A 13,514-nucleotide genomic window follows, 5' to 3' on the forward strand; every position below is an offset into this window, starting at 1 on the left:
TTTAGAGTTTTTCCGGTATTTGTTGACGAATGCGCACAGAATATTTTCCGTTTGAGGTATCATAAGTCCCGTCTATCGTCGTGGGAGCGCCCCAGGATTTCTCATGCCAGCTGATAGTATCTATAGCGCCAATTGAGAATGCTATTTTACTGCCCTTGATCTCAGAAACGGATGACAAGATTTTTATTGGATCAGTGCCCGATGGCGCTTTACGAGAAGCCAGCACTATCTTGCTCACAACTGGCATGGCTCGATCTCCTTCATTCAGTGTATAACTAATACTTATTATTATTCCGCCAATCTGTTTATTAATATTGGTACATCTTACAGCGCCTGTCGATTGGCTTTGACCACTAACAAACGTCGAATCTTTCCCTTCACAAACTTCTGCCTTGGTCCATTTAACAGTATCAGCAATGTTTGTACTTTCGACGGTAATGAATTTATGATCGGCTGCGAACGTCAGTAATGAACAACAATGGAACAAGATCCCTGCGAAAAATAAAAAGAAATATGTCTTATTCATGCAATGATAAAGATTAGATTAAGGGTAAATATAATAATAGTTGGTATTAGCGACAAGATTTTAATAGCAGATGTTGCATACAATATCTTTCACTTTACCTATCGGCAACGGCAAGCCGTCCTTTTCAATGTTACCGCAAAATCATTTCTCCGCTAATAATTGGCTTGCCTTTCCATATCCCATTAATTAAGCGTACCTTTGCGCCAAATTTAGAGGCGGCATTTTCATGCAAAAAATAAGAAATATAGCGATCATCGCTCACGTTGACCACGGCAAAACTACCCTGGTTGATAAGATTTTACATAGCTGCGCCATTTTCAGGGATAACCAGGAAACAGGCGAGTTGATATTAGATAACAACGACCTGGAGCGCGAACGTGGTATCACCATCGTATCGAAAAACGTTTCGGTAATGTATAAAGATGTTAAGATCAACATCATTGATACCCCTGGTCACGCCGACTTTGGCGGCGAGGTAGAGCGTGTGTTGAAAATGGCTGACGGTGTGCTTTTGCTGTGCGATGCCTTTGAAGGCGCCATGCCGCAAACGCGCTTTGTTACGCAGAAAGCCTTATCACTTGGTTTGAAACCGATTGTGGTTGTAAACAAGGTTGACAAAGAAAACTGTCGCCCTGAGGAAGTTTACGAACAGATATTCGAGTTATTCTTCAACCTTGAAGCTACCGAAGAACAGCTTGATTTTGAGGTGATCTACGGTTCGTCGAAACAAGGCTGGATGAGCACCGACTGGAAGAAACCGACGGATAATATATTCCCGCTGATGGACGCCATACTGGCTAATATCCCGCCGGCGCCTGTGGCTGAAGGTACTTTGCAGATGCAGATCACCTCGCTGGATTACTCCTCGTTTGTGGGCCGTATTGCTGTTGGTCGTGTTGCACGTGGTACCATTAAGGAAAACATGCCGGTATCGCTGGTTAAACGCGATGGCAAGATCCAAAAATCAAGAATAAAAGAACTTTACACTTTCGAAGGTTTGGGTAAGGTTAAAGTATCCGAAGTAAAATCGGGTGATATTTGTGCCGTAGTTGGTATTGAAGGTTTTGACATCGGCGATACCATTGCTGATTTTGAGAACCCGGAACAACTGGCCGTTATTAAAATTGACGAGCCTACAATGAACATGCTGTTCACCATCAACACCTCGCCGTTTTTTGGTAAGGAAGGCAAGTTTGTAACCTCTCGCCATTTACGTGACCGCCTGTACAAAGAGATGGAGAAAAACCTGGCGCTGAAGGTTATAGAAACCGAGTCGCCGGATTCATACCTCGTATACGGTCGCGGTATCCTTCACTTATCGGTACTGATAGAAACCATGCGTCGCGAAGGGTATGAGTTACAGGTGGGCCAGCCGCAAGTTATCATCAAAGAAATTGACGGTGTTAAATGCGAACCGGTGGAAACGCTGATTGTAGATGTACCCGGCGATGTTGCCGGTAAGGTGATTGAGCTGGTAACCCAACGTAAAGGCGACCTGCTGGTTATGGAACCAAAAGGCGACTTGCAGCACCTGGAATTTGATATTCCTGCACGTGGTATTATTGGTCTGCGTAATAACGTACTGACCGCTACCGGCGGCGAGGCTATCATGGCGCACCGCTTTAAGGCATACGAGCCCTGGAAAGGTACTATCCCAGGTCGTTTGAATGGTGTTTTGGTATCGATGGATACTGGCAAAACAACTGCTTTTGCGATTGATAAATTGCAGGACAGGGGCCGTTTCTTCATAGACCCGGGTGTGGATATTTACGAAGGACAGGTATTGGGCGAACATATCCGCGATAACGACCTGGTGATCAACCTGACCAAAGGCAAGCAGCTGACCAACATGCGTGCATCGGGCAGTGATACCAACGTACGTATAGCACCGGCAATCAAATTCTCGCTGGAGGAGTCGATGGAATATATACAGGCTGACGAATATATCGAGGTTACCCCGGTAAGTATCCGTATGCGCAAAATATTCCTGAATGAGAATGAGCGTAAGGTGAATGCTAAGAAGTTTGTGAATCAGTAATTGGTTATTAATGATTAGTTAACCGGTGATTGGTTAATTAGTGATCAGAATATAGGAGCCGGGAGAATCTTTTTTCCCGGCTTTTTTGTTGATAAGTGTTCCGCAAAACGGTTGCAAAATAAAGAACGGAACAAAACAGGCATTGAGCAATTGTCATTAGACACTGCAAAGCGATGATAGAATGCCCAATGACTGATGCCTGATGACCAACCCAAAGGGTTTACCTTTTTTATATCTTTACCACAAACTATGCGCATACCTAATATCCCCGGATTCGACCAGGAAGCATTCAATAAGTATTTTAAAAATACCGGGATGCTGTTTGTGGGACGTATTGGCAGTTTGCTCATCAAGATGATCGTTGGCATCAGCGTGACCAACTACCTGGGCAGGGGGCAAAACGGTATCCTTTTCGGTGGTACAGTTTATATCTATTTCTTTTCGGCGATAGCTACACTCGGGCTCGACCAATTTATAGTAAAAGAGCTGCATGCCTTCCCCGAAAACAGGGATAGCATATTAGGCACCTCCTTTTGGATGAAAGTGCTTGCCGGTATTTTATGCGTTCCGCTGATATGGCTGGCATACCAGGTGTACCCTGCCAAAGGCACGCCGTATAGTTATGTTTTGATCTTTTCCATGATCGGCATTATCCAGGCCTTTACCGTTATCGATTCCTATTTCCAGTCGCAGGTACAATCAAAGTACATAATGCAGGTTCAGGTTGGGGGTAACCTGTTATCGGCTGTCATCAAGCTCGCATTGATCTTCGCCAAAATGCCGCTGATCTGGTTTGTCTACGCCTATGCCTTCGATTTTTTGCTGATCTCAATTGGCTATTATTTTACTTATCAGCGCAAAAACAGGAATATATTTAATTGGAGTTACAACGCCGTACTGGCAAAAAAACTGCTCAATTATTCGTGGCCGCTTATCATATCCGGTATTATGATCTCCTTGTTTATGAAGATAGACCAGATCATGATCCAGAATATGAAGGGGGTAAAAGAAGCAGGGGCTTATGCAACCGTTGCATCTTTTAGTGAAGCCTGGAATTTTGTACCTGTGGTTATCGTCACATCATTGTTCCCTGCAATTTTAAACGCTAAACGCGACGATGCCGGACGTTATAGAAAACGCATCCAGCATTTGTACGACCTGATGGTGTATCTGAGTGTGCCAGTAGCGATCGTAATTACCTTCGCCGCGCCATTTATTTATAAGTTATATAAGCCCGAATTTGCTTATGCTGCGCCTGTGTTATCGGTTCATATATGGTCCGGGATATTTGTGTTCCTTGGTGCCGCAAGCGGGCAATACCTCATTGCGGAAAATTATAATAAATTAACGTTCATCCGTACAGGTTTTGGTGCTATAGTGAATATCGGCCTTAATTTGATACTCATACCTAAAATGGGGATGATGGGTGCCGCCATAGCCACCTTAGCAGCCTATGGCGGGTCGACGATGTTCCTGGTATTCATACCCAAAGTGAACGACCAGGCAATTATGATGTTCCGGTCATTATTCTTTGTTTCGTTATTTAAAAGACTCTTGAAGAAATAGGTGACATATATAAAACGAAACGCATATGAGAAACCGGTTGTCATGTTCGCTTTTATTTGCCATCCCCATATTGATCATTAACTCATGTAAAAACAGCGGCAAGTCGCCATGTTTTGATGTGAAACAAGTGGAGAAACCATGGACGAATGCTTATATCCTTGTGCAGCATTTCGATCGCCACAACCAGGTTACCAACTCCTATTATCTTCACCCGGTTGGTAGCTTTACTTTAAAGAATGATGGGACCTACAGCGTTGTAAGTGACGGCGTGCCGTTAGCCGGGATGTGGCACCTTAATTATCAGGATTGTACGATAACGTTAGATAAGGGGAATGCGGATAGCAGGACGTTCGTTGTAGAAAAGCTTTCTGATGATTCGCTGACTATTTCAAGAACAGATACTCCTAATCGTGTTATTTACGGACAGCATTATGTCAGGCAGAAAACGAACTAATTGTTATTTTGAAACTTCTTTAAGTAAATAGAAAAAATATTATACCTTTACTTTGTTAACCTAGACTTTTAGTGATGAAACGAACCCTACTCTACGCAATTTTAGCGATCTTCTGCACAAGCTCATTTTACAGCTGTAAGAAATTAGACCCTTTGACCGACGTTCAAAAATGTCCACATGCTACTGACGGCCTTATTGTAAAAAAATGGGCAAGTGTGGTTACCCAGGTGGATAAATACAATGCAGGCGGCACAATAGAATCAACCACTTATGCTCACCCTGTGGGCTTTCTCCAAATAAAAAGCGGCGGAGCATATTCCGCTGTCAGTGACGGGCTATCCGTTACCGGGAAATGGTCGATAGACGATAAATGCGATCTCGCGCTGGATGCGGGCGGCGAATTAGGCGTCACTTTCGACATCGTTAAACTGGACGCCGATTCGCTGGTGATCAGGCAAAAATCAGGTTCATCAGTCATTACTCAGAAATTTGCAGGGTATTCCTGCAATTGCGCTCCATATTTAACAAAAAAATGGGCTAACGCCTATACCCAGATCGACACCTATGATTCAGATGGGGTTACGCTTGCGGGCACGTCTACAATACACCCTGTTGGCTTCTTCCAGTTGAGCAGTGATGGCACTTACAGGGTTTTAAGTGATAATGTGCCGCTGAACGGTTCATGGATAGCAAATGAAGATTATTGCCAGGTAACATTGGATAGCGCTACCTCGTGGCAGCGCACGTTTGATATTTTAAAAGCCAATAATGACTCGTTGGTCATCAGGCGCAAAGCAGGCAATATCGTTTATACGCAGCACTACTCGGCCGTAACCTGTCCGTCGCTGACCGAACTCGAACAAACCTGGGACAATGTAAGCATACGTACAGACTACGTATCTGGTGGTGTCATTTCAGGTACAGATTATATCTTCCCTGTCGGGATATTCAGGTTAAATGCCGATGCAACGTACAATGTAAACAGCAACGGTACGCCATTGGACGGTTCGTGGTTATTACAGGATGAGGCGCACGGATGCCCGCTGGTATTGGACAATGGTGCTCCGCTTCAGCGGTCATTTGATATATTAAAAATAAGCACGGATTCGTTAACGATATGGAGGCTAGATGCCACCGCGGGTGCCGCCTATACGCAAACGTACAAAAAGGAATAATTTTTATTAAGAAACTAATTTAAAGAACAAGGTCCGGAACGTTTTAGCGACTAACTGGTAACCTTGTTCTTTTAAATAATTATATACCTCAGAATCGGCGAGGTTTTCAAAATCTATACGGTCTTCTGCCATCACATACGATGGCTTATATTTTGTCCAGTTATTTGATTTTAAAACGACAAGATCAAGCCCCTCAACGTCAATAGTCAAAAAATCAATCTTTTGCCCTGCCGGCAGGTATCTATCAAGTACATCGGCCAGGGGATAAGTTTCAACATCTGCTTCTTTAATAATATGATAAGGGTTTGATGCCTGGTCTATTTCTTTTGAATGCTCTTTCGAAAATCCATTTAATGCAGGTTCGTTAAAGCAATAAAAGGTCAGCTTATCCTTTTTATTGCTGATGCCGATATTCAGGTTGGTATCTTTTCTTCTGAATCTATTAAACAATTTAATGGCGCCTGGGGTAGGCTCTATGTTGATGCCGCGCCATCCATTTTGATAAAAGAAAAGGGTGTTCGAATAGCGATAAGGGTGATGAGCCCCCACATCTACATAGAAACCTTTATAGTTTTTCATCCCTTCGAAAAACGATCTGATCACCATATCTTCACCTTCCTGCGAGTAAGATTTCAGCGAAGTGAACTGGTCTATGGGAAAACGTTTTAGGATGAATTTTTTCAGATCGAACATTCGGCTAAAGTAATAATAATTACAAAATTCAGTAAGTATCACATTTAGCTTATTGGAAGAAACGCTGCAATAGTTCGGAATAATCGTTACTTTAGGGATTAATATTATATTTGGGCAACCTGTCGCAATGATAACACAGATTACTAAACCTTTTCTGTTCATAGTACTTTTTATTATCCTGCCTTTTGCGGGATTTTGCCAGTTGCCTGTTCCGCAGTGGGTTAATGATATTGGCGGAGCCGGAGATAGTAAACCTACCGGGCTAATAACCGACAACCAGAACAATATTTATATAACGGGCTACTTTAGCAACACGGTCGATTTCGATCCATCGGCAGGTGTGAAAAATTTAACCTCTGTGGGTGGTTATGATATTTACGTAGCCAAATATAAACCTGATGGCTCATTGGTTTGGGCTGTTTCAATGGGGGGTAATGGTCTTGACCAGGTTAATAATATGACCGTTGATGCTAACGGGAACCCAACAATAGTAGGTCAATTTCAGTCGAATGTTCTTACTGCAGGCGCCTTTAATTTAACAGGGCAGGGTGCCGAGGATATGTTCCTCATACACCTGGATACCAATGGCAATATTATTTGGGCTACGTCTTTCGGCGCCAGCGGAACCGACCGGGGCGAACAGGTATCGGCAGATGCGCAGGGTAACGTGACAACCACCTCAATTTTCCAGTATACGGTAACTGTCGGCGGAACAAGTTATACCGCAGGCGGAAGCCAATACAATGGTTTGATGGTAAAATATGACATCAATGGCAACGTGCTATGGGCCATCAACCTGGGAACATCAGGTGACACCGAAGTTTATGGTAATGGAACGGACAGCAACGGCAATATAGTTGTGTCGGGATATTATGATGGTTCGGTCGATTTTGATCCATTGGGAGCGCATACCACTTTAAATGCGGGTGGGGCGGGTAAGGGATTTGTCGCCAAGTATTCACCTGCCGGTAAACTGATATGGGTAAATTCGATTGACGGCACCTATGTGAATAATGGGTCGATCATCAGTATCGACTCGAACAATGATATTTACCTGGCAGCAACAGTTAATTTTCAGGTTAAATTCGGCGGCACTACGCTAACTCCCGTGGGCGTCCAGGACGTTTTCATAGCGAAATATTCTTCTGCCGGTACGTTCCAGTTCGTTAAAGATATAGGAGGAAATGGTTTCAGCGGCGGTGCCTTTGCTTACCAGCTCCGGAACGATCCCAATAACAATGATATTTATATAACCGGCTATTTTAACGGCACAATTGATTTCGATCCTTCCGCCGCCGTTGCTAATGTAAGCGACCATGGCCAACGCGATTTTTTTATAGGGAGGTATGATTCCAATGGTAACTATAAATGGGCGTTTGGAGGTGGTAGCGCTAATTGTAATCTTTCGTTAGGCATCGAACTTGGGGTAGATAAGAATAGCAACGTTATCGCCGGCGGCTCTTTCTGTTCAACAGTGAATTTCGATCCATCCAACTGTACTTCCACGCCGGTAACAGCCATCAACTTTCAATCCGATACTTACATTGCCAAATACACACCGACTTCGTCGCCCGTCATTACCAACAACGTGCTCACGGCACCATCGCCTGCTATTTTTTGTGGCAACACCGATCCTGCGCCGCTTACAGCCAGCACGCCAACCGGCGGCAGCGGCATATATACCTACCAGTGGCAAAACTCTGCGGATGGTACTACGTTCGCGGATATCGGCGGAGCAACCAATCTTACTTATGATCCGCCGGCACTAAATACCACCATCTATTATCGCCGTATTGTATCCAGTCCTTGTGCTGTACCCAATACAAGCAACGTGATCAGTATTCAAATACAGCCGCCGCTCGCAAATAATACAGTAACAGCACCTGCTATTGTTTCTTTTTGCGCAAATGGCGATCCGTCGGTAATTACAGGTGCAGCTGCTACCGGGGGCAACGGCACATATGCATATCAATGGCAAAGTTCCGCCGATGGCGCCACTTTTACCGATATACCAGGTGCTACGTCTCTAAGCTATGATCCTGCCGTAATTTCAGCAACCACTTACTATCGCCGGACGGTGACCTCAGGAGCATGTACCGCGCCTGCTGCAAGTAACATCGTGCAATTTACCGTACAGCCAGCCTTGGCTAACAATACGCTCGACGCGCAGCCCGTAAATACTTTTTGCGGGCAGTACGCCGGTCCGGCAGGCGGCGTGGGAACTTACGATCTGACAGGCAGTACTCCTTCTGGAGGTAATGGAACCTACGCCTATCAATGGCAAAGCTCAACTGATAATGTCACTTTTACAAATATAGCAGGAGCCACTTCAAGCGACCTTGTTCTACCCAAAACAACAATCACTACATGGTTTCGCCGTTTGGTGACATCAGGCAACTGCGCTCTTCCTTTGCCCAGCAATGCGTTGAAAATAACAATAGAGCCCGTTTTGGCTAACGATAATATAACCGCTCCGGCAGTGATAGCCTTCTGTGGTGCCGGTAACCCGGCAGTGATCACCGGCAGTTTAGCAACCGGCGGAAATGGTACTCCCGTTTATCAATGGCAAAGTTCAACAGACAACGTTACATTTACAGATATTCCGGCTGCAACCAGTAAAGATTATGACCCACCGGTACTAAACACAACAACCTATTATCGCCGAACGGTTACTTCCGGGTCGTGTATAACTCCTTTAATAAGCGGTGTAGTTACCATCCAGGTAACTACTAGCCCGGCTACACCTGTGTTAGCTGCGGCAACAATAGATATTTGTGCAGGTAATACAGCGACTTTGTCTGTATCGTCTCCGCAAGCGGGAATTACTTATGACTGGTACGATTCGCCTGCCAAAACAACACATTTACTTACGGGCTCAACATATACGACTGTTGTGTTAAACAGCAGCCAATCTTTTTATGTCGAGGCTACTAATAGTGCATTATGTACCAGTCCGGCTTTGGCAAGTGTGCAGGTGAATGTAACAGGTCCGCCGGTGCCGCCCGCAGTGGCAAGTAATTCTGTTGCGGTATGTGACGGTTCATCGGCCATGTTAAGTATATCCGGCCCTCAAAGCGGCTTAATCTACAATTGGTATTCGGCGCCAACGGGCGGAAGTGTAGTGTTCACCGGAACCGATTTTATTACGCCGGCAATATCGTCAAATACGATCTACTATGCCGAAGCCGCTAATAGTGGCGGTTGTGTTTCGGCAAGCCGTACGCCAGTAACGATAACAGTTAACCCGTTGCCGCAGGTAACAGCGCAAGGCACTTCAGTTTGCCCGGGTATAGCCGCCACATTAATAGCAAGCAGTACAGATAATAATGCAGTTATCAAATGGTATTCAAATGCTACCGGTGGCAGCCCGGTGTTCATCGGTGCGTCATTTACTACGCCTGCATTGAATTCCAACACGACCTATTATGCAGAAGCTTCTGACAACCTGACTGGTTGCATCTCAACAACGCGTACGATGGTGCAGGTGCAGATATTACAACCGTTAACTACGCCGGAAGTAGTGGTAAGTGCTACCACAACATCAAGCGTTACATTTCAGTGGGCAGCTGTAAACGGCGCAACCGCCTACCAGGTAAGTACGGATAATGGTCAAACGTTTACAGATCCAAGTTCAGGAAGCAATGGGCTAACGCATACAGTTTCGGGCCTGCAGGCCCAGCAAACCGTGAGCGTTATCGTAACAGCAATTGGCAATTCGCCCTGCCAGCAAAGTGCAAATTCGGTAGCGGTAACGGGGACGGCGGCAAGCCAGCTCGGCGACCAGATATTCGTACCCAATGCGTTTACCCCAAATGCCGATGGGAAAAATGATGTCTTATATGTGCGCGGCCCCAATATCCGAAGTGTGAAATTCTATGTATATGATCAGTGGGGCGAATTGATTTATTCGTCCCTGAACCCGGATAGCGGGTGGGATGGCACTTACAAAGGGTCGAAGGAGCCAACGGGGGTTTATGTATATTATGTTGAGGCCACGATGAATGATGGCCAACTGGTGAAAAAGAAGGGATCAGTTACTTTATTAAGGTGAGAAAGTTAATAGTAAGCATATCGGTATTACTGGTTGCGGCCAATATGGTGAAAGCGCAGGTCGACCCGCATTTTTCGCAATATTATGCGTATCCGTTGTGGCTAAACCCGGCTTTGACAGGTGTTATTGACGGCGATATGAGGCTAAATCTCAATGCGAAAGAACAATGGTCGGGTATAGGAAGCGGCTATAAGACCGGCGGGGTGTCGATGGACTTTTTGCCAACTGAAAAACTTGGCCTTGGGTTAAATATTATGAATCAAGCCGCCGGTAATGCCGGTTACAACTACTTTGCGGCCTACGGTTCTTTGGGCTATGGTATATCGGTCTCAGCTGACGGTATGAAAAAACTTCACTTCGGGCTACAGGCCGGTGTTATCAACCGCAGTTTTGACCCGAACAAACTTCAGTTCGACGATCAGTATAATCCAATTACGGGATATGATCCGAATGCTCCGAGTTTTGAAAATTTTGCAACAACCAATGCGACCGTATTTGATGCCAGCGTGGGCGCTTTCTATTACGATAGCGACCCTAATCATAACGCAAACCTGTTTGGTGGCGTAAGCATTGCGCACCTTACACAGCCTAAGGACCCTTTTGCTGTAGAAGGATTAAGCAGCAAGTTGCCGCTGCGTTATGTGGTACATGGCGGCGTTCGGCTTAAGGCCGGAGACCAGCTTGATATTACCCCGCACTTTATTTACATGAGCCAAAAGCATAACCAGGTGAAAGCGTTAGGGGTATACTCTGAGCTAAAAGCAGATGATGACAGGGGGCTTATCCTGGGCGGCATGTACCGGCTTGATGACGCGTTTGTGGCCGATGTTGGTTATCATGTGAACAGCCTGATTATTGGTGTAAGTTATGATTTTAATACATCCGGCTTACGAGCGGCTTCGGGTGGGCAGGGTGGTTTTGAGTTATCGGTAAGTTATGTTTTTCATAAACGTATTAAAGGACCCGCACCGGTATGCCCGAGGTTTTAAATAGGATTAAAATGAAAACTTTTTGCCTCATTCTTTTTTCATTTTTCTTGTTTGATACTGCATTTGCCCAGTACCAGGATATAAAGGGCAGGGCTGAAAAGGAATTTGATAATAAGAATTATTCGCAGGCTGCTTATTATTATGATCAATTAGCTACGGGAAGGTTAACCGGGCAAAAAAAGATACCCTTTTACTCGCACGGAAGGACACCAAAAGATAGGATCAGTGGTGAACATACCTATATCTGCTATCAACTTGCCGAATCATACCGTTTGTACCAGGATTATGGCAAGGCCGAAAAATGGTATGATACAGTGGTAAGTAGTAAAGATGCGGCCGCCTATCCTTTAGCAAAATTGTGGTTTGGCGTTTCCTTGCGCGCGGATCAGCGATTTGACGAGGCAATAATGCAGCTTCAGCAGTTTACTTCAAATTATAATGGTGAACGGAGCTATAGTGATATAGCTGCAAAGGAAATAGCAACTTGTTATTTTGCTAAGCAGCAATATATCGCATCCCTGCCGGTTGAGGTAATAAAAATGCCCGCTCCATGGAATGTGGACGGCGGAAATTATGCTTTAACCAGGAGTGGGACCAATTTTTGGTTTACTTCGACACGGAACAATAGTCAGAGTTTGAATCATATCTATTCCGCCAATAATTCGGCTAACCCGCTTATGCTTAATTTTGACGGGAATGAAGGGATAAAGGATATGCATTATAGTACACCATCGTATGATGCGCTGCACAAAAGAATGTACCTTGCTGGTTGGTATAAGGATCGGGGCAAGATCACAGCAGCAATATATTGTACGACGCTGGGTGATAGTGGCTGGTCGGCACTTCAAAAGCTGAATAATATTGTAAATACAGACGGCTCCAATTCAATTCAGCCATTTGTAACGGCCGATGGACGACACTTATACTTTGCATCCGACAGAGCCGGCGGCCAGGGCGCCTTTGATATTTGGATAAGCAACCTTGATGCAGACGGCAACCCGGTCGATGCAGTTAACGCCGGTAAGACCATCAACACCCCGGACGATGACGAAGCGCCGTTTTACGATAAGAAAAGCAAGCGCCTGGTATACAGTTCGAAAGGGCTTACGGGCCTGGGGGGATTTGATTTTTTTGAAAGCTATAATATAGATGATGTTTGGTCGGTTAATATAGATGATGTTTGGTCGGTGCCACATAACCTGGGGTACCCGGTCAATTCATCAAAAGATGATCTATATTATTTTGCGGACCCCGACAACGACCATCAATTCTATTTCAGTTCCGACCGGGAATCGGAATGTTGCCTTACCTTATTCACACTGCGCTACAGATCGATGACCATAGCCGGAAATCTGTCTGATTGCGACTCATCCAAGTCAATATCCGGCGTTAAAGTAAGTTTGCTTGATTCTATTTCCGGCAGACAGGTAGGTGTAACCACCACCGGCGCTTCGGGTAATTATTCCTTCACCGCTATCGCCACAACTGTTTATAAACTGGTATTTGAAAAGACAGGATATTTTACAAAAAGTGTATTTGTGGCTTTAAGCACAAGAAAAGATACACTTCTTACGGTTAATTCCTGCCTTAAAGGATATGTTATTGAAAAGCCAATAACGATCAAAAATATATTGTATGATTTTGATAAGGCAACTTTGCGGCCCGAATCGGTAAAAGCGTTAGACGAAATTGTTGGGATCATGAACGATAACCCGGCTATTAAGATTGAATTAAGTTCCCATACTGATTCGGTTGGGTCAGATACTTATAACCTGGCGCTGTCGCAAAACCGGGCTCAATCCTGTGTGGACTATATTATTTCTAAAGGAATTTCTGTGGAACGGATAACCGCAAAAGGTTATGGCAAAACCAGGCCGCTGGTGCCAAATTCATTCCCCGATGGGCGGGACAATCCGGGTAACAGGCAACTTAATCGCCGAACGGAATTTACAGTACTCAAGTAAAAACAATAAACGCCGAATTTCGATTTATCAATAAAGCCAAAATCTTGTGCTATAATTT

9 protein-coding genes are annotated in these 13,514 nt (G+C 44.8%); 7 read left to right on the plus strand and 2 right to left on the minus strand.

Annotated features, from left to right (window positions below; translation table 11 throughout):
• Window position 1: 1 nt before the first annotated feature.
• On the minus strand, window positions 2-526 hold the full coding sequence (locus VL525_RS11475) for a hypothetical protein (RefSeq protein WP_325386598.1): 525 nt from the start codon (window positions 524-526) through the stop codon (window positions 2-4).
• A gap of 226 nt (window positions 527-752) precedes the next feature.
• Here VL525_RS11475 and typA point away from each other — a divergent pair, with 226 nt between their 5' ends.
• The 4 genes from typA (at window position 753) to VL525_RS11495 (ending at window position 5,759) form a co-directional block, all read left to right on the plus strand.
• A complete protein-coding gene (typA, locus tag VL525_RS11480) occupies window positions 753-2,564 on the plus strand; it encodes a translational GTPase TypA (protein ID WP_325386600.1) in 1,812 nt (603 codons plus the stop codon).
• Window positions 2,565-2,759: 195 nt separating this feature from the next.
• Entirely contained in the window at window positions 2,760-4,130 is a 1,371-nt protein-coding gene (locus VL525_RS11485; RefSeq protein WP_325386602.1) for a flippase, read from the plus strand.
• 25 nt (window positions 4,131-4,155) lie between these two features.
• Entirely contained in the window at window positions 4,156-4,584 is a 429-nt protein-coding gene (locus tag VL525_RS11490; protein WP_325386604.1) for a hypothetical protein, read from the plus strand.
• Window positions 4,585-4,658: 74 nt separating this feature from the next.
• Window positions 4,659-5,759, plus strand: coding sequence for a hypothetical protein (locus tag VL525_RS11495; RefSeq protein WP_325386606.1), 1,101 nt, complete (start codon window positions 4,659-4,661; stop codon window positions 5,757-5,759).
• 6 nt (window positions 5,760-5,765) lie between these two features.
• Here VL525_RS11495 and VL525_RS11500 read toward each other — a convergent pair whose 3' ends face one another.
• Window positions 5,766-6,452, minus strand: a complete 687-nt coding sequence (locus VL525_RS11500) for an FkbM family methyltransferase (protein WP_325386608.1) — start codon at window positions 6,450-6,452, stop codon at window positions 5,766-5,768.
• 127 nt (window positions 6,453-6,579) lie between these two features.
• Here VL525_RS11500 and VL525_RS11505 point away from each other — a divergent pair, with 127 nt between their 5' ends.
• From VL525_RS11505 to VL525_RS11515, 3 genes are read left to right on the plus strand one after another with little or no spacing between them, the layout of a single operon-like run.
• Entirely contained in the window at window positions 6,580-10,503 is a 3,924-nt protein-coding gene (locus VL525_RS11505) for a gliding motility-associated C-terminal domain-containing protein (RefSeq protein ID WP_325386610.1), read from the plus strand.
• The gene (locus VL525_RS11510) at window positions 10,500-11,492 is read left to right on the plus strand and encodes a PorP/SprF family type IX secretion system membrane protein (RefSeq protein ID WP_325386612.1); all 993 of its coding nucleotides are present in this window, start codon (window positions 10,500-10,502) and stop codon (window positions 11,490-11,492) included. Before VL525_RS11505 ends, VL525_RS11510 begins: the two co-directional genes overlap by 4 nt.
• A gap of 11 nt (window positions 11,493-11,503) precedes the next feature.
• The gene (locus tag VL525_RS11515) at window positions 11,504-13,456 is read left to right on the plus strand and encodes an OmpA family protein (RefSeq protein ID WP_325386614.1); all 1,953 of its coding nucleotides are present in this window, start codon (window positions 11,504-11,506) and stop codon (window positions 13,454-13,456) included.
• The last annotated feature ends 58 nt before the right edge of the window (window positions 13,457-13,514 follow it).

The sequence above is a fragment of the Mucilaginibacter sp. genome, assembly GCF_035492695.1.
Classification (GTDB): Bacteria; Bacteroidota; Bacteroidia; order Sphingobacteriales; family Sphingobacteriaceae; genus Mucilaginibacter.

Excerpts from the sequence above, each read along its gene's own strand:
- VL525_RS11475 (WP_325386598.1), bottom strand. The coding sequence starts at position 526 with ATGAATAAGACATATTTCTTTTTATTTTTCGCAGGGATCTTGTTCCAT.
- typA (WP_325386600.1), top strand. The coding sequence starts at position 753 with ATGCAAAAAATAAGAAATATAGCGATCATCGCTCACGTTGACCACGGC.
- VL525_RS11515 (WP_325386614.1), top strand. The coding sequence starts at position 11,504 with ATGAAAACTTTTTGCCTCATTCTTTTTTCATTTTTCTTGTTTGATACT.
- VL525_RS11500 (WP_325386608.1), bottom strand. The coding sequence starts at position 6,452 with ATGTTCGATCTGAAAAAATTCATCCTAAAACGTTTTCCCATAGACCAG.
- VL525_RS11490 (WP_325386604.1), top strand. The coding sequence starts at position 4,156 with ATGAGAAACCGGTTGTCATGTTCGCTTTTATTTGCCATCCCCATATTG.
- VL525_RS11495 (WP_325386606.1), top strand. The coding sequence starts at position 4,659 with ATGAAACGAACCCTACTCTACGCAATTTTAGCGATCTTCTGCACAAGC.
- VL525_RS11485 (WP_325386602.1), top strand. The coding sequence starts at position 2,760 with ATGCCTGATGACCAACCCAAAGGGTTTACCTTTTTTATATCTTTACCA.
- VL525_RS11505 (WP_325386610.1), top strand. The coding sequence starts at position 6,580 with ATGATAACACAGATTACTAAACCTTTTCTGTTCATAGTACTTTTTATT.